The organism is Streptococcus macacae NCTC 11558 (assembly GCF_000187995.2).
GTDB lineage: Bacteria > Bacillota > Bacilli > Lactobacillales > Streptococcaceae > Streptococcus > Streptococcus macacae.
Genome location: NZ_AEUW02000001.1, coordinates 340,170 through 356,936, shown reverse-complemented (window position 1 = coordinate 356,936; position 16,767 = coordinate 340,170). Strand labels below are relative to the sequence as shown.

16 protein-coding genes and 1 tRNA gene are annotated in these 16,767 nt (G+C 38.7%); 1 reads left to right on the top strand and 16 read right to left on the bottom strand.

Going from position 1 to position 16,767, the window contains the following annotated elements; translation table 11 throughout:
- The 14 genes from hisB to STRMA_RS01755 all read right to left on the bottom strand — a co-directional run bounded on the left by hisB (position 1) and on the right by STRMA_RS01755 (position 14,269).
- Entirely contained in the window at positions 1 to 585 is a 585-nt protein-coding gene (hisB, locus tag STRMA_RS01820) for an imidazoleglycerol-phosphate dehydratase HisB (RefSeq protein ID WP_003082408.1), read from the bottom strand.
- Positions 582 to 1,238: a phosphoserine phosphatase SerB gene (serB, locus tag STRMA_RS01815; protein ID WP_003080174.1), complete on the bottom strand. Its 657-nt coding sequence runs from the start codon at positions 1,236 to 1,238 to the stop codon at positions 582 to 584. Before serB ends, hisB begins: the two co-directional genes overlap by 4 nt.
- On the bottom strand, positions 1,225 to 2,508 hold the full coding sequence (gene hisD, locus STRMA_RS01810; protein ID WP_003080564.1) for a histidinol dehydrogenase: 1,284 nt from the start codon (positions 2,506 to 2,508) through the stop codon (positions 1,225 to 1,227). The genes serB and hisD overlap by 14 nt, the downstream gene beginning before the upstream one ends.
- Positions 2,505 to 3,152: an ATP phosphoribosyltransferase gene (gene hisG / locus STRMA_RS01805; protein ID WP_003078871.1), complete on the bottom strand. Its 648-nt coding sequence runs from the start codon at positions 3,150 to 3,152 to the stop codon at positions 2,505 to 2,507. The genes hisD and hisG overlap by 4 nt, the downstream gene beginning before the upstream one ends.
- The gene (locus STRMA_RS01800; RefSeq protein ID WP_003081115.1) at positions 3,149 to 4,123 is read right to left on the bottom strand and encodes an ATP phosphoribosyltransferase regulatory subunit; all 975 of its coding nucleotides are present in this window, start codon (positions 4,121 to 4,123) and stop codon (positions 3,149 to 3,151) included. Before STRMA_RS01800 ends, hisG begins: the two co-directional genes overlap by 4 nt.
- Entirely contained in the window at positions 4,120 to 5,169 is a 1,050-nt protein-coding gene (hisC, locus tag STRMA_RS01795; RefSeq protein ID WP_003079074.1) for a histidinol-phosphate transaminase, read from the bottom strand. Before hisC ends, STRMA_RS01800 begins: the two co-directional genes overlap by 4 nt.
- Before the next feature lie 479 nt (positions 5,170 to 5,648).
- Positions 5,649 to 6,344: a CPBP family glutamic-type intramembrane protease gene (locus STRMA_RS01790; RefSeq protein ID WP_050897460.1), complete on the bottom strand. Its 696-nt coding sequence runs from the start codon at positions 6,342 to 6,344 to the stop codon at positions 5,649 to 5,651.
- 752 nt (positions 6,345 to 7,096) lie between these two features.
- Positions 7,097 to 7,354: a hypothetical protein gene (locus tag STRMA_RS01785; RefSeq protein ID WP_003082238.1), complete on the bottom strand. Its 258-nt coding sequence runs from the start codon at positions 7,352 to 7,354 to the stop codon at positions 7,097 to 7,099.
- 259 nt (positions 7,355 to 7,613) lie between these two features.
- Entirely contained in the window at positions 7,614 to 9,338 is a 1,725-nt protein-coding gene (ezrA, locus tag STRMA_RS01780) for a septation ring formation regulator EzrA (RefSeq protein ID WP_003080056.1), read from the bottom strand.
- Between the two features lie 94 nt (positions 9,339 to 9,432).
- Positions 9,433 to 11,385, bottom strand: coding sequence for a DNA topoisomerase (ATP-hydrolyzing) subunit B (gene gyrB / locus STRMA_RS01775; protein WP_003081841.1), 1,953 nt, complete (start codon positions 11,383 to 11,385; stop codon positions 9,433 to 9,435).
- Positions 11,386 to 11,396: 11 nt separating this feature from the next.
- Complete coding sequence (locus tag STRMA_RS01770; RefSeq protein ID WP_003080296.1) at positions 11,397 to 11,957, bottom strand: HAD-IA family hydrolase; 561 nt, start codon at positions 11,955 to 11,957, stop codon at positions 11,397 to 11,399.
- Positions 11,958 to 12,015: 58 nt separating this feature from the next.
- Complete coding sequence (locus STRMA_RS01765) at positions 12,016 to 13,242, bottom strand: FtsW/RodA/SpoVE family cell cycle protein (RefSeq protein WP_003081417.1); 1,227 nt, start codon at positions 13,240 to 13,242, stop codon at positions 12,016 to 12,018.
- 214 nt (positions 13,243 to 13,456) lie between these two features.
- Positions 13,457 to 13,528: transfer RNA gene (locus STRMA_RS01760), tRNA-Arg, on the bottom strand.
- 81 nt (positions 13,529 to 13,609) lie between these two features.
- Positions 13,610 to 14,269 (bottom strand): NAD(P)-dependent oxidoreductase, encoded by a 660-nt coding sequence (locus tag STRMA_RS01755; protein ID WP_003079076.1) that lies wholly within the window; start codon positions 14,267 to 14,269, stop codon positions 13,610 to 13,612.
- A 174-nt stretch (positions 14,270 to 14,443) separates the two neighbouring features.
- Between STRMA_RS01755 and STRMA_RS01750 the strand changes: the two genes are divergently transcribed.
- Complete coding sequence (locus STRMA_RS01750; protein ID WP_003080257.1) at positions 14,444 to 14,794, top strand: MerR family transcriptional regulator; 351 nt, start codon at positions 14,444 to 14,446, stop codon at positions 14,792 to 14,794.
- 225 nt (positions 14,795 to 15,019) lie between these two features.
- Here STRMA_RS01750 and rplS read toward each other — a convergent pair whose 3' ends face one another.
- Together rplS and STRMA_RS01740 are read right to left on the bottom strand one after the other, a co-directional pair.
- Entirely contained in the window at positions 15,020 to 15,367 is a 348-nt protein-coding gene (rplS, locus tag STRMA_RS01745) for a 50S ribosomal protein L19 (RefSeq protein ID WP_003078753.1), read from the bottom strand.
- A 172-nt stretch (positions 15,368 to 15,539) separates the two neighbouring features.
- A complete protein-coding gene (locus STRMA_RS01740; protein ID WP_003080067.1) occupies positions 15,540 to 16,766 on the bottom strand; it encodes a voltage-gated chloride channel family protein in 1,227 nt (408 codons plus the stop codon).
- Between the last annotated feature and the right edge of the window lies 1 nt (position 16,767).

The window sequence follows — 16,767 nt, the reverse complement described above, 5'->3', positions numbered from 1 at the left end:
TCATAACATCCCTTTTGTTGAATTAACCCCATGGATTTCTGGATTGATGGTAATGGCTTCACGAAGAGCACGGCCAGTTGCTTTAAATAAACTTTCTGCCTTATGGTGATTGTTTTTGCCATGCAAAATCTTTAAGTGCAGATTCATTTGGACATTAAAAGCAAGTGCTTGGAAGAATTCTTCTACCAATTCGGTGTCAAATTGGCCTAGTTTGGGATTGTCAAAATCAGCATCAAAGACTAGATAGCTGCGGCCTGACAAATCAAGACTGGCCATACCAAGTGTCTCATCCATGGGCACAAAGCTTGTCCCGTAGCGGTTAATACCAGCCTTATCTCCCAAGGCCTGGCACAAGGCTTGACCAAGAACAATGCCAACATCTTCCACCGTATGGTGGCTATCCACATGCAAATCACCATCAGCCTTGACCACCAAGGACAGGCGTCCATGACGGGCAAAGAGGGTCAGCATGTGGTCAAAGAAGCCTATACCTGTGCTGATATCAACAGGTTCTTGCGCATCTAGATTTAAACTCAGCTTGATTTTGGTTTCAAAAGTATTGCGCTCTATGCTTGCTTGTCTCATTTGTCATCCTCCTTGATAGCATCTATAATTTCAATCACTTGATACAAATCAGCTTGGTTGATTTGATAAGGCGCTTGCTCACGCACGATTGGTTTGGCACAAAAGGCAATGCCAATGCCTGCTGCCTGAATCATGGGCAGATCATTGGCACCGTCTCCCATAGCAATAGTCTGGCTAAGTTCCAGTTGGTTTTCAGCTGCCCAATCTTTGAGTTTTTGAAGCTTAACTTCCTTAGTGACAATATCGCCATAAGTATTACCCGTTAAAAGACCGTCTGCTACTTCCAAGTGATTAGCCTTAACATAATCAATATCTGCTTCTTTGCCTAACCGATCAACTGTTTCATGGAAACCGCCCGAAACCAGACCAACCTTGTAACCACGCGCATGCAGTTCAGCTACCAGTTTCTTGGCGCCTTTATTGAAATGAAGGCGAGCATAAACCTTATCAAAAATGCTTTCTGGCAAACCCTTCAAGCCTGCCACACGCTCCTCTAGCGCCTGCTTAAAATCCAGCTCTCCTCGCATAGCACGCTCAGTAATAGCTGCCACCTGCTTGCCAAGACCAGCCTCATCTCCTAACAAGTCAATAACCTCTTCTTGTACTAGCGTTGAGTCTACATCCATAACTAAGAGTCCCTTAATGTTTGTCATGTCTCACCTCGATCGCTCTGGCATGTGCCTGCAGCCCTTCAGCATAGGCAAGGGTCGTGATATCTTTTTCAGCCTGATTGACAGCGTATTGGTCGTACTGAGTATACTGGATACGCTTGATGAAATCATGAACGCCAAGTGCCGATGAAAAGCGGCTGGTCGCCGTTGTCGGCAAGACATGATTAGCACCAGCATAATAATCACCAATAGGCTCACTGGTGTAATGACCAAGGAAAACAGATCCGGCATTTTGAACCTTATCTAAATAATCATATGCCTTATCCATAGCAATTTCCAGATGTTCCGGAGCCACCAAATTCATGAGTTCAAACATGCTATCTGCATCCTGAGCAATAATGATTCGGCCATTATTTTCAATTGACGGGCGAGCAATAGTCTGACGCGGCAATGTTTGCAGCTGCCTTTCAATTTCCGCTTCTACAGCATCAGCCAATTCTTCCGAGTCAGTCACTAAAATAGCACGAGCCCGCACATCATGTTCTGCCTGAGACAGCAAATCAGCAGCCACATAGGCAGGATGGGCTGTTTCATCTGCAATCACTCCGATCTCTGACGGTCCAGCAATCATGTCAATTCCTACGAGACCATAAACCAATTTCTTAGCTGTTGCCACAAAAATATTGCCAGGGCCAGTAATTTTATCAACCTTTGGAATGGTTTGTGTGCCATAAGCTAAGGCTGCAATCCCTTGGCTGCCTCCAACCTGATAGATCTTATCCACACCAGCCATTTTGGCTGCAACTAAAATAGCTGGGTTGAAGTCTTTCTGCGGCGGTGTTATCATGATGATTTCTTTAACGCCTGCAATTTTAGCTGGAAGCACATTCATGAGCACTGAGGAAGGATAGGCTGCCGTACCGCCTGGAACGTAGACACCAACGCGCTCAATCGGGCGGATAAGCTGACCGCGAATCACTCCTTGCGAAGGCTGATCTTCAAAGCCTGTTTCTAATTGCTGCTTATGATAGGATTCAATATTGGCCTTAGCATTTTGAAGTGCCGATAAAACATCCCTGTCAATCTTGTCAAAAGCTTCATTAATGGCTTGATCCGAAACTTGCAAATCAAAGAGCTCTACTTGATCAAATTTCTTAGAATAAGCCCGTAAAGCCTCATCTCCTTCTTCCTTGACTCTTTCAATAATCTCACGAACAGTTGCTTCAGCATCTAAATTTTCCTTGCTAAGCTCCAGCTGCTCTTGAGATAAAATCTTAGCTATTTCATCATTGGTTCCTGTTAAACGTTTCATTTAAAAGCCACCTCTCTATCACCAACAAGGTCTTCTACTTTTTTGATGAAGGACAATAATTCCGGCTTATTCTTCAGGCTGGCCTTATTGACAATCATACGAGCTGAGATCCGGCAAATATCTTCAAAAACTTCCAAACCATTAGCAAGCAGCGTATTGCCTGTCTCCACAATATCAACAATAGCATCTGCCAGACCAATAACAGGAGCGATTTCTACACTGCCCTGAATGGAAATAATCTCTACATCTTCGCCTTTTTGATTGAAAAAATCTCTAGCAACTGTTGGATATTTGGTTGCTATTCGTTTGCGTTTATGATCACTAGGATTATAGTCTGGTGTCGAGGCTACTGAAAATTTGCAAAGGCCAAAATTCAGATCAAGAATTTCCAAATAGCCTGTTGGATGCTCAATCAAAACATCTTTTCCCACAACACCGATATCAGCCACACCGTGGCGGACATAGGTCGTCACATCAGCTGCCTTGACCAAGAGAAAACGAAAACGCTTATCAGGACTTTCAAAGATAAGATTTCGTCCCTTATCCGCCATAAAAGACATATCAAAACCTGCTCTTTCAAGAAGCTTGACGGTATCTTTTTCAATGCGCCCTTTTGTTAGAGCAATGGTTAATTGTTCGGTCATAATTCTCTCCTAAAAGCAATAGCATCATGAATAGCCTGATAAACGCTATCAATATCCAGTGTCCAGCCAATAGCTGTTAATTCTTTAGCTCCAAAACGTTCAAACAGCTTATCATAGCGGCCGCCTGATACAAAAGCATCTGGAATCTTATCACCAAAGACTTTGAACATAAGCCCTGTATAATAAGGCATACTGGCAATTTGTGCCAAATCTATGGTGACTTCTGGCAATGAAGCTGTCAGCTCCTGCAATAAGTCTTCTAAGTCAGCCAGGGCTGATAAAATCATCTTATTAGCAGTCAATTGCCGCGCTTTTTTTAAAACTTGCTGACTTTCCCCAAAAAGAAAGGGGAGCTGTCTGATTAAGGCGTCAAATTCACTAGGATACTGATAGGTGAATTCATTAAGTCCCGTGATATTTTTATCCTGAATGAAAACAGCTAAGTCTTTTTTGCCCGTCTCAGGAATATCTAAGTTCTCAAAAATCGTTTGTAAGACATGGGCATGGGAAAATTCAAATTTATAATTTTTTAAACCACTAACTTTCAAAGCATCTTTGGCTGACAGCAGAGCATCTTTTATAGCTGACTTGGCCTCATAGCCGACAATCTCAACACCTGCCTGAGTATGCTCATTAGCCAAGCCGCGAAGCTCTTCATTATACTTGAAAACCTTGCCCGAATAAGAAAACTTAATGGGTGTTTTAACACGTGTCGAAGCAATGACACGTCCGATCTGACTGGTGATATCAGGACGCAGGCTAAGGAGACTCCCTTTTTTATCAAAAAGATGGTAATGTTCCGATGACACCTCATCCGTAAAAACTTCAAAATGTTCCAGAGTCGGTGTCTCAATTCGATTAAAGCCTTGTTCAATCAAAAGATCACTAATGTCTCGTTCAATCTCATACATGACACGCGCTCGCTTAAAAAGCTTATCATGCATACCAACTGGTAAACTTGTTTTCTTCATCTTTGTATTTCCTCAATGGCCTTAATGACCGCTTTCATTTCTTCTTGTTTTCCTATCGAAATACGTAAATAATCCTTAATCCGCTCTACCTTTGGAAAATAGCGCACATAGATATTTCTAGCTTCTAAACCTTTAAACAGCTTGTCTGCTGCAAGGTCATTTGGTTTGGCCAAAACAAAATTGGCCTGACTAGGTAGAACATCAAAACCTCGCCGGAGTAATTGTTCAGAAAACCAAGATCGGGTTTTTTGAATTTTTTTAGCATTTACTTGATAGTAAGCCCAATCTTCAACTGCTGCTCTTGCTAGTTTTTCAGCCAACAAATCCACAGAATAAGGATTAATGGAATGTTTAACAGCATTCATAACAGCAATCAAAGCTTCATTAGCAATTGCATAACCAACGCGCAAGCCAGCTAAAGCAGCATCCTTAGAAAAAGTTCTTGTAATAACGAGATTATCATATTTATCCAGTAAAGGGATGGCCGATTGTCCGCCAAAATTAATATAAGCTTCATCAACAATAACCACAGTATCCTGATTAGCCTTGAGAATAGCTTCAATCTCCGCAAGCGGTTTATAAATGCCTGTCGGAGCATTGGGATTGGTTAAGATAATACCGCCATTATCAGCCAAGTAATCCTCTGTTTGAATGGTGAAATCCTCAGCCAAAGGCACTTCATGATAGTTAACCCCATAAAGGTCTGCCCAAACCTTATAAAAACCATAGGTTAAATCTGGAAAAAGGACAGGCTCATCATTATTGAAAAAGGCCAAGAAGGCGATGGATAAAACATCATCTGAACCATTAGCAATCATCAATTGCTCAGGTCTGACCTGTAAATTATCCGCCAAGGCAAAACGCAAGTCAGCTTGATCCAATGTCGAATACTTGCGTAAACGATCAGCATCAAAACTTGCCAAAGCCTCATGAACCTTAGGACTGGCGCCATAAGCATTTTCATTAGTATTTAACTTAATCATCTTCTCTTTGGCAGGCTGTACACCTGCAGTATAAGGTTCAATTTTTCTTAATCCTCTTATCATATATCACCTCTCAACAAGCACTGCAAAAAGCGCCCTCGCAAAAAACTTGCAAGGACGCTCAAGACGTGGTTCCACCTTCATTTAGCAGCCTGTCGCCAAGACTGCCCTCAGGGAGTTTGAAACTCCGATTCGTAACGAGAATCAACCGTCAGACACTACTTTTTTTATCAAAATTTGGCATCTGCACTCAAGAAGGTGTCATCTGAGTCTAATGTATGTTTTCAGCCTCCATACTCTCTGTCTTTGATGACTCAGATTTTTTCTCTCACTGATTTACTATTTTCTTTATTTTACAAGAAAATTCTGAATATTGCAAGTCCCAAATAGATTAAGTATAGCCTAGTTATAAGAAAAACCATCAAGCAAATAGCTATAAGCCCGAAATATTGCCATTACTATTCTTTAGCAAAGCATATACCGACACTTTATTTCTGTTTAAGGCGATGACGTCAGCCTTCTAGCTGCGCCGTATAAGATAATCAGATCAAAAAGGCTAAAATCAACCCTTGTGAAAGGATATTGGTCACAGCATGTATCAGCCATGTCTCCATAATGCTTTCTTTTGAATTGCTAGAAACTAACCAGCCCAAAGCATAAGCAATAGAGAAAGTCATAGCAAAGATCATCAACATTGGGAGCAAATCATAAGAGCTTAAAATCAGGAGATGAAGAGCGGCAAACAAAAGAGCTTGTAGGATGTTGCCGCCTCTCTTACCTAAAAATCTCGCAGAAAGCTTGCGCAGGCAGGCACGAAAGAGAATTTCTTCTGTCAGTGACGTTTGAACAATAGCCCAAATTAAAATAATTAAGATTGTTTCAATACTAAAACCCGTTGCCTGATAAGAACGCCCCATCACGCTAGTATTTTGAACCAGATGACTGCTGTACAGATAATATGCTATAAGAAATCCTACAATGAAGTAAGAAAAACCAATGACACAGCAGTATCCCCAACGGATTTTTGTCTTTACCAAACCAATCCACTGGCTAAATCGCAGCCTTGATTTTTCCGGTGACAGGCGATACACAATATAAGAAATCACTAAAACAGCTAATAATTGCATTAAGCTGCTGTTTATTTGTTTGACTAATAACATGGTAATTCCCCCCTTGACCATCAATTTTTTAGAAATGAAAGGGCTGCCTCTTTCATATTCCAAGTCCATTTGACTCATTTCAAATTTGAAGGCTTTTTAAACATGTTGGTTCTCTTTTTCGGATTTGACTGTGCAAGCAGTCATTCATAACAAGCATAAACAGCTCTCTGTCATAACATTAACGTTATTTTTCATTATTATTATAGCATTTTTCTCTTTTAAATAAAAGCGCTTACATTACTCTTTCATGAAAGTTTCCAGATTTACAGTCTGGAAATCTTAAGGAGCTTAAAAATGTTAAACTAAAATTCCTCATCACTTGGGACATCAAAAAAAGAGAAGGCCAGAAGGCCTCCCCAGATGTTAAGATAAGGCATCCCATTACAGCTGACATTGAACTTAGATTTGCAGCACTAAAGCTGACAAGCATTGCTTCTCTATTTATTTTTCATAAAATCGACAATGCCTTTGAAGATTTTTACAAAATCTTTCCAGCAAAATGTAATGACTAAGATAGATTCAGCTATAAAAATGCCAAAAATAATAATCTTAACCGCTGTATTTTTTGAAAAAACTGAAGGGAGTGGGAAAGAACCCAAAAATTGAAAATTTTGGTTCGTATTCCCACCCCCGCACAGTTGGCTAGATTTTCCGCTTTGGCCTTGTGGCAAAAGGAAAACCAGCCAACCACTGCGCCAAGAGTTTAGGCCAAAACAGAAATACTGGATGAATTTTTGCTTAGCCTCAGACTAAATAAATATCCATAACTTAGATAAAGTGATTTTTTTGAAGGTATCATAATAACTTGCCTTTCATGTATTAACGACTCATTAAAATGGTAACTGATATCCGACAATACCTCCGGTAATAGCTCCACCAATACCGCCTACAATACCGCCTGCGACACCACCAATAGCACCGCCTACTAATGTCCCGGCTGCATTACCTACACCAGGCATAAGAGAACCAGCAGCTCCACCGAGGGTTGCTCCTCCCCAACCTTCACCATTGATAGTAGCAAGGTAATCATTTTCTACTGTCTCAAAATTTTCAAATACCATTGAGTCCAAAGCTAAGGTGTGCGTCAAATTCTCCTTTTATTTTTTGACAAATATTTTTCTTTAATGATATTAGTTTAACAATTTTTACTTTATTTAACAACAGTAATAATAACGTTTAGTGCTATCATTTAAGTGATTTATTTGGATTGGCTCTGTCTTGTTTCACCATTTATAAGATAATCCAATGGACTTTTTTGATAACGGTTAATCAACTGACATACAGGTTATTTTATTCTAAAAATTAAACAACACCGATTAGTATTGCTAATCAGTGTTGTTAGACTTATTAAAAACGAATGGTTTCGCGTGTTTTTTCATAGGAAGTAACAAAACGCTCTGTCACTCCAGGCTCTACAGTCTCCAATGCATAAGATATTTCATCAAAGGAAGCTTGATAATCGAAATCTTCTTCAAAAAGTTTCAGAGCAATATCAAAACTTTCCTGAACGCTTGGTTCAAAACTGCGATAACGGTTAGAATACTGCAGCAGCTGCTCTGTTAAAATAGCATTTTGAACAACAAGGTAAGCCGTCTCTTTTAAATTTTCAACCGCTGCTGTAGCCGTCTCCGTCATGCGTGTAACGGTCTCAATATGGATACGGGCACGGTTTAATTCATCCATTAAGTTTTCTAATTGAGTACTTGTTGTAAAGAAAACCGTTAAAAAGTCTTTAGGAATACCAGGCAAATTGCGTTTTTCCATAAAACGCTTAACAGCATGAAGCTGATTAATATAGCTATCTAATTTTTGGCGAGAGTCTTTTTCAACATTTTCAATATCTTTCAAGCTGTTAAAGACATCTAGCTGCCCTTCCTCAACCAAATCAAGTGTCTTAATGGCACGGCTGAAACGCTCCTCTAAGACTGAAAATGGTTTTTCCTGCGTATCAAGGTTCTCAATAATCGGCAGAATTTCAGTTTCAATTTTTGATAAATCCTGCTTGAAGTCACGAATATTAACTTCCTCTTTATCATTTAGAATATAAATCTCAGCGAGCCGTTCAATCTCTTTTTCCAGCTGTTCATTATTGCTTTTAGCATGTTCCAAATAAGCAGGAATTATTTTTTTATTCTTGACAATTTGCTTGTGTGCCTGAATCTCACGCTCAAAAACATCATAAAGCGCATCAATTTTTTCTTGAATAGCTGTATTTTCTGTTTCTGCCTTATCTAGATCCAAAGAAACTAAATCATTAGAGTTCTTACCAATAGCTTCGCGAATCTCTTGAAAACGCTCTTCGATATTCTTTTCTGGAAAATGATAGTGCTCTTCTAAAAGGCGGCGGTAACCAGACTCCAAATCATCTAATTGATCAGGAAAATCATCTTCTAATTTAGCCACAATAGCAGGAATTTTTTCTGTCATCTGACCAAGAGCAATCGTATGCTCTTCTGCACGATCAAGAATTTGGGCAGCTTCTACTGGATCTCCAGAAGAATTAAGGGTGACAAACTGTGAGAATTCTGCTTCAATATTTTTCAGCTGTGTCTCAATTTCAGGCATGGTAGCACCAAAATTACTGTCGCTTTCTTCAACAGAAGACTGAAGATTTTCATACAGCTCAAGTGCATGCAAAACACGCGCGCTGTTTTTTTCTTCCTGCTCCTTTAAGATCGAAAGGCCTTCACGAATAGCTTTAATATCTTCTTCTGCAAGATTTAACTGGCTTTCAATATTATTAATCTGACTGTGAGCACGAATGAAATTAAAGGTGTCATTAAGGTTTTCAGCTTCAAAAATATGATTTTCGATATCGCTAAAAGAATTTAATGACAAATCCACCCATTTTTGGTTCCATTCACGAAAAGTCGTTTGACTTTGACCAATCAGATGCAGTTTTTTAATTTCTTCAATTTCATCATTGACAGGCAAATCAAAAAGATTTTGTTTGCGTTCTTCTAATTTTGTAATTAACGAGTCATTTCGTTTCCTGATGATAACAGCTACGAGATAGGCAGTAATAACTACCAGTACGATCGCCACTATCAGCAACACTATTCCGCTAGACATCTTAATCTCCTTAAATTGTCTTATTTATTGTCAAAATAAGCTATAACGCTACGATTATAACATACTTCCAGGTGCTTTTCAAAAAAATCTCTGATTAAATGTCAAGCGTACTGTAGACTGCATTTGCTTCGATAAACTCACGGCGAGGCTCTACGCGATCTCCCATAAGCATGTCAAAGATTTTATCTGCTTCAGCAGCATCATCTACTGAAACCTTTGCCATAAGGCGGTTAGCTGGATTCATCGTTGTCTCCCATAATTGATGATCATCCATCTCACCTAGTCCTTTGTAACGCTGAACAGTTGGTTTAGAACGTCCTTGGCTGTATCTTTGAATAGCTTCCTGCAGAACTTCTTCTTGATCATTGCCAGGCTGAATATATTCTTTAATCTCACTTCCAAGCTTAATACCATAAATAGGCGGCTGAGCAATGTAAACATAGCCAGCTTCTAAAACCGGACGCATAAAACGATAAATCAAAGTTAAAAGAAGAGTTCTAATATGAGCACCATCAACATCCGCATCTGTCATGATAATAAGTTTATGATAGCGCGCCTTTGCAACATTAAAATCTGCTCCAAATCCGGTTCCCATAGCTGTGAACAGACTTCTGATTTCTTCATTAGCTAGAATTTTATCCATTGTCGCCTTTTCAACATTGAGAATTTTCCCGCGAATAGGCAGAATAGCCTGAAACTCACGGTTACGGCCTGATTTAGCTGAACCGCCGGCAGAATCTCCTTCAACGATAAAAAGTTCATTTTGAATAGGATCGTTGGAAGAACAGTCTGCTAATTTTCCTGGTAAATTGGAAATTTCAAGTCCAGACTTTTTACGCGTTACTTCCCTTGCTCTTTTAGCAGCGATCCGCGCTTTAGAAGCTAAAATCCCTTTTTCAACAATCTTTTTAGCAATAGGTGGATTTTCTAGTAAAAATCGATTGAGAGCTTCGCTAAACAGACGGTTCGTAATTTTAACCACTTCTGAATTTCCCAGCTTGGTCTTTGTCTGTCCTTCAAACTGTGGATTAGGGTGTTTAACTGAAATGACTGCTGTTAAACCTTCACGGACATCTTCGCCCGATAAATTATCATCATTTTCTTTAAGAATTTTATTCTTTTTAGCATAATCATTAATAACCCTTGTCAGAGCCGTGCGAAAGCCCTGTTCATGAGTACCACCTTCATGTGTATGAATATTATTGGCAAAGCTCATAATAATCTCATGGTAACCAGTCGTATATTGCATAGCAACTTCTACTGCAATACCTTCTAGCTCACCATCTGTATAAATAGGATTTTCAAAAATGACCTCTTTATTTTCATTGATGAAATCTACGTAACTAACAATACCACCTTCATAATGATATTCTTTATTTTGTTCTTTATCTTTTCGTTTATCTGTAATAGAAATTTTAAGGCCTTTATTTAAAAAAGCTAATTCTTGAATACGCTTTGCCAGTTTATCAAAATCAAACTCTATGGTTTCTGTAAAAATATCAGGATCCGGTGTAAAATGAACTGTTGTTCCTGTGATATCTGTTTCATCAATAACTTTAAGATCATTTACAACCACTCCGCGTCTATATTCTTGAAAATAGACTTTGCCATTTTTATAGACACGCACATCTAACTGCGTGGAAAGCGCATTAACGACAGAGGAACCTACCCCATGAAGGCCGCCAGATACCTTATAGCCGCCTCCGCCAAATTTACCGCCAGCATGAAGAACCGTAAAAACTGTTTCAACCGCGGGACGGCCGGTCTTTTTCTGAATATCTACAGGAATACCGCGGCCATCATCAATAACAGTAATCGAATTGTCCTTTTCAATAAATACCTGAATGTGGCTGGCAAAGCCTGCCAGAGCTTCATCAATGGAATTATCAACAATTTCCCAGACCAAATGATGAAGACCTTCTTTTGAGGTTGACCCAATATACATGCCTGGACGCATGCGCACAGCTTCAAGTCCCTCTAACACCTGAATTTGACTAGCGTCATATTCCTGTGCCACTTGTTTTAAATCTTTATTTTCTTCTGTCATTATTCCAACCTTTATGTAACGATTTCTATCAAAGACTGAGAGCCATCAACAAGCATGGTAGCAAAGCCAGCTGCTCTTCCAGCTTCTATATCAATTTCACGATCACCAATAACAAGCCCTTTAGTAATGTTATACTTGTCTTTTAAATAAAGCATGCTTTCTGGATTAGGTTTTCTTGCAAATCCGTTATTGCTGGTGACAACTTCAGTGAATAAAAAATCTATGCCCGTTTTTTCTAAAATAGTTAGTACTTGATTGTTGCGGTGAGAAACTAAAAAATTTCGGCCGCCGCAAGCTACAATTTTCTCAAGTACTTCCTTGGCCCCTTTAAAGAGGATAGGATTTTCTAAAAACTTAGTTTCAGTTTGTTTATAAATTTTCAGAAATTCGGGGATATCCGGCGCGTAATAGCTGACTGCAGCTGCTGTTGATTCTTTCAATTTATCATAAACGTCCTGAGAGGCTGCAGAAATACCAAATTCAGCCAGTGCAGAAAGAAAGGCCTTTGTTGATAAACCATAATTATCAAGCAAAGTTCCGCCTAAATCCCAGATATAATCATGATAATCCATGCTTTTTATTGTAACATATTTTTCTATTTTTTTACAGTTTAGAATACAAGAAAAGAGCCTAGTTCTCTAGACCCTTCTTTCTTTGCTGTGCAAAATGCTGATCCCTTGCTCTTTCTTGATTAACACTGTTTTGATAGGACATAGAAAGCACTAAACCAACACCTATTAAATTAGAAATCAGAGAGCTTCCCCCTTGAGAAATAAAAGGAAGAGGAATCCCTGTTAAAGGCAAAATCCCAATAGCAGCTCCGATATTTTCAAAAATATGGAATAAAATCATCATAATAAAGCCAGTTGAAATATAAGTATAAAAAAGATTATTAGACGCAAAAGTAACACGCAACATGCGATAAATCAGCAGTAAATATAAAACTAAGACAATGCTGCCGCCAATAAAGCCAAAATTCTCAGCAATGACAGTGAAGATCATATCACTTTCACGGACAGGAACGGGAAGATCAACTACATTAAACCCCTTGCCAAATAAACCACCGCTGCCAATGGAAATCATCCCTTGCGTTTGTTGATAAGCTATTGTTCCGGCATAATCAAATGGACTCAGCCAAGCTGACAGACGGTTAATCTGATAAGTGTCCATCCCTAAATGATTATAGAAAAACTCTTTTCCTCCCGGTAAAAGAAAAGCCAGAAGAAACAAGCCTATTATAAGAATCACTCCACCAACCACAGGCAAAATAATCTGCCAAGATACACCGGCAATTAAAACCATTCCTGCTAAAATCGCCATAAAAACCATAGCTGTTCCTAAATCCCTCTGAAGAGCCAGAAGAATCATAACCGGCAAAGTAAGCAGCGCAAATCTAAGAAGCAGTTTCCCATCTTCTCTTAAATCTCTATCATGGTATTTCTGTTTAAAACTTACCGCCAGCCTTGCTAAAATCAGAATATAAGAAATTTTCATAAATTCAGAAGGCTGAAAAAGCGTGACAGAACCGATAGATACCCAGTTTTTGGCTCCAGTAGAGGCAACTAATTCCGGACTATAAAAAATCAAGGGCAGCACCATCAAAGCCAGACCAAATCCATAAAAATAAGGCGTCATCTTCCAAAGCAGCTCGGTACTAAAAAGCATAACAATCAAACTCAGTCCAATCCCTATGATTAACCAAATCATCTGCTGCCCCATAACCACTGCAGTTTTGCTGGCATAATCATGACTCGTCGCTGTATAAATAGAATAAAGTCCAATTAAAATTAAAAAGAAAACAGGTAAAATAAGTGAATAATCCACACGACTGTCAATCGGTTTTTTTTTCGTTGCCATGAATACTCCCTAGAAATTTTATAAAAGATATTATATCATTTTTATCTTGTCACAACAGTCAAAAAGCGAAAAATCTGCCAAATTTAAAAGCTTAGTATGAAAGGATTTCTCCTACACAAGGCCAATTGATCCATTGACTGTTTCTAAAATAAAATCAAAAAGCCACAGTTCTCTCAGACACTCAAGAAAAAACAAATGGCTCTTTTATTTTGTATATCCCCTGCCGGAATCGAACCAGCAACTGCTTCTTAGGAGGAAGATGTTATATCCATTTAACTAAGGGGACAAAACAGCTCCCTCTATTGTACCTCAGACAAGAAATGAATGCAAGCTTTGCAAAGCTGTTTGCAGCAATTAAAAGGAGATATTAGTTTGCTCCTGCAATCAAATAGACACCTTGCCAGTCTTGCATTGCAGCATCTACTATCGCAAGAGCAAAATCTGCATAAGAAATGGATTTACTGAGAAAAAATGCTTCTATCTGTGCAGAATGATATAGCTTATAAGAGCCAGTTTTTGCTCCTTCAGCAAGATAAACTGGCGGAGGAAGTAAATAGGTCCAAGTGTGGTTAAAAACTGATCCTTCCAAATAATCTCTTAATTTAGCATGAGCTCTTCCTCTCGGCAAGGTTTGTTTTGGAAAATGTTCATCTTCCCAGAAGCGCTGATTTGCCGCTAATTTTAGGGAACCTGCTCCTCCAACTGTAACTAAGTGAACTTTCTTTGATGGATTAAGAGCTTGATGAATCCGCTGGTCCAGCTGAATTAAAGCATTCTCTTCTATATCGCCCCGTAAACGAATTGCTTGAATAATAATATCACTGTCAATCAGGGCCTTACGCAGACTGCAGACATCCTCAATATCAACCACTGCTGTCTCTATTGCTGAATTTAATTTGGGCAGCCTCTCCTTATCTTCTTCCCTTCTTAAACCAGCAATAACCTGAATAGATTTGTATTTGGACAATTCTTCTATCACCAAACTTCCTGTTCTGCCAGTTGCTCCTAACACCAGTGCTTTTTTCATACGCTTATTTCCCTTAAATCTTTATTTGAATTAAATCACTAATTTGTAGATTTTCTACAATAATTGTAAAATAAATACAATTATTAGTCAAGAAAAATTGTCCTTCTGCTCTCAATATTGTAAAATAGAGCTATCAAAAAAACTTATCTTATAATGATTAAAAAGGACTGTCTTATGGCAAAAAGAGATGAAGATTACTCAGCTTTATTGGATGTAGAACTCTTAAAAAAATTAGTTGTCGGTATTGGTGAAGTTTCCAAAATCACTGCTATCCCTATTCGAAAAATCCGCTATTGGGAAGAAAAAGGAATTATCCACTCTCAAAATAATAAAGAGGGGACAACCAGAAGATATGATTATATAAACATAAAAAAAATGCTTTTAATTCAAGAAATGTTAGAAGAAGGGTTTACTTTAGAAGCTTCTGTAAAAAAAGTTGAAAAACGTCTGGTGACTTTAAATAATATGTTCAAAAGCTTATCTGATCATTTGGAAGATAAACCATCACATGTTAAACAAAAGTAAAAAAGCCAGCCTATTAGACTGCTAATGCAGAAAATAAACCTGACTTATTTTAAAAAAGCAGCTTTTAAAGAGAGCAACCCATCATAATAAACTCTTAGAATCACTGGTATAACGGCATTCTAAGAGTTTTTGTTCTTATTAATAAAAAAAGAGCGGGACAGAAAATCAATCATTCGAAGAATTTGATTTCGTTGTCCCACTCTCAAGCAGTTGAGTAACTGTTTCTTATTTACGGATTTCTTGAATACGTGCAGCTTTACCTTGCAATGCGCGCAGATAGTAAAGTTTAGCACGGCGTACTTTACCATGGCGAGTCACTTCAATTTTTTCAACACGCGGTGTATGAAGCGGAAATGTACGTTCAACACCGATACCGCTTGAGATTTTACGAACAGTGTACATTTCTGAAATGCCTTGGCCCTTACGTGAAATCACAACACCTTCAAAAACCTGAACACGTTCACGATTTCCTTCGACGACCTTAGCATGAACACGTACAGTGTCTCCGGGCTGAAAATCAGGGATATCTGTACGAAGCTGATCTTCAGTTAAACTTTGAATTAATGGATTCATTTTATTTATTCTCCTTCTCTTACTAATCTTAAGAACTGATCTCAGCGGATTAGCCGTTTATATGTGTCCATTACACACAAAATTCATTTTAACAAAATTTATTTTTATTGTAAAGTCCTCTTTTTAAGGAAGATATGCCTTAATTGAGAATTTTAGAGTCTTTAAATTTCTTTTAACTTCTTACGCTGATTTTCTGCAAAGTGTAGATAGAGTGTTTACGATTAACAATATAAGCAAAAGTCGAGACAATAAAATAGGCTGGTAAATTTTGATAGCCAAAAACCTCTCCGCCAATCAAAATAGGGGCTAAATAAGTATTGGTCGCACTGCCAAAAACAGAAATATAACCAAGAGCAGCTACGAATGCAATCGGCAGATGAAAAAGGCTAGCTAGAAGAACTCCTAAAGAAGAGCCAATAGCAAACAAAGGCGTTACTTCTCCGCCTTGAAAACCAGCGGCTAAGGTTATGACAGTCAATAATAACTTCAGCAGCCAATCGTAAGCATATATTTTTCCTCCTGAAAAACTAGCAGCAATCAGATTCGTTCCTAAACCAGAATAACGTCCTTGATAAAGCAACAGAAAAAGAAGACTTAAGAGGAGGCCAAGAAGGAAAATACGCCTATAGGGATTCGGAAACAACTGTGCCTGCAGCTGCTTACACCAAGCTAATAAATAAGCAAATAGATTTCCTGCTAAACCAAAGACCAATCCCAAAATAAGCAACTGAATAAAGACAGTTGGTGTCAAAGAAACCGTCCTTGCCAAAGTATGAGAAAATTTTTCTAGGCCTAGGGTATGCGATGTCAGACTAGCTGTGAAAGAAGCAATGGTCATGGGAACCAAAGCGCCAAGCTCAAGATTGCCAATCACCAGCACCTCTAAAGCAAATAAAACGGAGGCCATCGGTGTCTGATACAAGCCGGCAAAACCAGCGGCCATGCCCGTCAGCAGAAAAATACGCGATTTATTTGGAAAATGAAAAAATCGGTTAAACCAATGAGCAACTGTCGCACCTAATTGTACAGCGACTCCCTCCCGGCCAGCACTGCCGCCAAAAAGATGAGTTAGCCAAGTCGTGACAATAACCATTGGTATCAGACGCTTAGGAATAGTATCTTCTTCTTCAAAGCCAACCTGAAATACTAAGCCCATCCCCTTAGCGCTTTTAGCGCCTATGGTCTGATACAAATAGACAATAGTTAAGCCAGCCACACTTAAAAAGGGAAGCCAATACCAGGGATTTTTATCTCTAATCGCAGTCAGATCAATCAATACACGCCCAAAAACAGTATCAACTAAACCAACCAGTCCCCCAATGATAAGTCCCATCAAAGCTAAAACAAGCAAAGTCAAATAGGATAAGTCACTTGTTTCTTTAATTCTTTTTTCAACCATA

Bases quoted from the DNA above. Each gene is read 5' to 3' on its own strand.
- hisB (WP_003082408.1), bottom strand. From the start codon at position 585: ATGAGACAAGCAAGCATAGAGCGCAATACTTTTGAAACCAAAATCAAG.
- serB (WP_003080174.1), bottom strand. From the start codon at position 1,238: ATGACAAACATTAAGGGACTCTTAGTTATGGATGTAGACTCAACGCTA.
- hisD (WP_003080564.1), bottom strand. From the start codon at position 2,508: ATGAAACGTTTAACAGGAACCAATGATGAAATAGCTAAGATTTTATCT.
- hisG (WP_003078871.1), bottom strand. From the start codon at position 3,152: ATGACCGAACAATTAACCATTGCTCTAACAAAAGGGCGCATTGAAAAA.
- STRMA_RS01800 (WP_003081115.1), bottom strand. From the start codon at position 4,123: ATGAAGAAAACAAGTTTACCAGTTGGTATGCATGATAAGCTTTTTAAG.
- hisC (WP_003079074.1), bottom strand. From the start codon at position 5,169: ATGATAAGAGGATTAAGAAAAATTGAACCTTATACTGCAGGTGTACAG.
- STRMA_RS01790 (WP_050897460.1), bottom strand. From the start codon at position 6,344: ATGAGTCAAATGGACTTGGAATATGAAAGAGGCAGCCCTTTCATTTCT.
- ezrA (WP_003080056.1), bottom strand. From the start codon at position 9,338: ATGTCTAGCGGAATAGTGTTGCTGATAGTGGCGATCGTACTGGTAGTT.
- gyrB (WP_003081841.1), bottom strand. From the start codon at position 11,385: ATGACAGAAGAAAATAAAGATTTAAAACAAGTGGCACAGGAATATGAC.
- STRMA_RS01770 (WP_003080296.1), bottom strand. From the start codon at position 11,957: ATGGATTATCATGATTATATCTGGGATTTAGGCGGAACTTTGCTTGAT.
- STRMA_RS01765 (WP_003081417.1), bottom strand. From the start codon at position 13,242: ATGGCAACGAAAAAAAAACCGATTGACAGTCGTGTGGATTATTCACTT.
- STRMA_RS01755 (WP_003079076.1), bottom strand. From the start codon at position 14,269: ATGAAAAAAGCACTGGTGTTAGGAGCAACTGGCAGAACAGGAAGTTTG.
- STRMA_RS01750 (WP_003080257.1), top strand. From the start codon at position 14,444: ATGGCAAAAAGAGATGAAGATTACTCAGCTTTATTGGATGTAGAACTC.
- rplS (WP_003078753.1), bottom strand. From the start codon at position 15,367: ATGAATCCATTAATTCAAAGTTTAACTGAAGATCAGCTTCGTACAGAT.
- STRMA_RS01740 (WP_003080067.1), bottom strand. From the start codon at position 16,766: ATGGTTGAAAAAAGAATTAAAGAAACAAGTGACTTATCCTATTTGACT.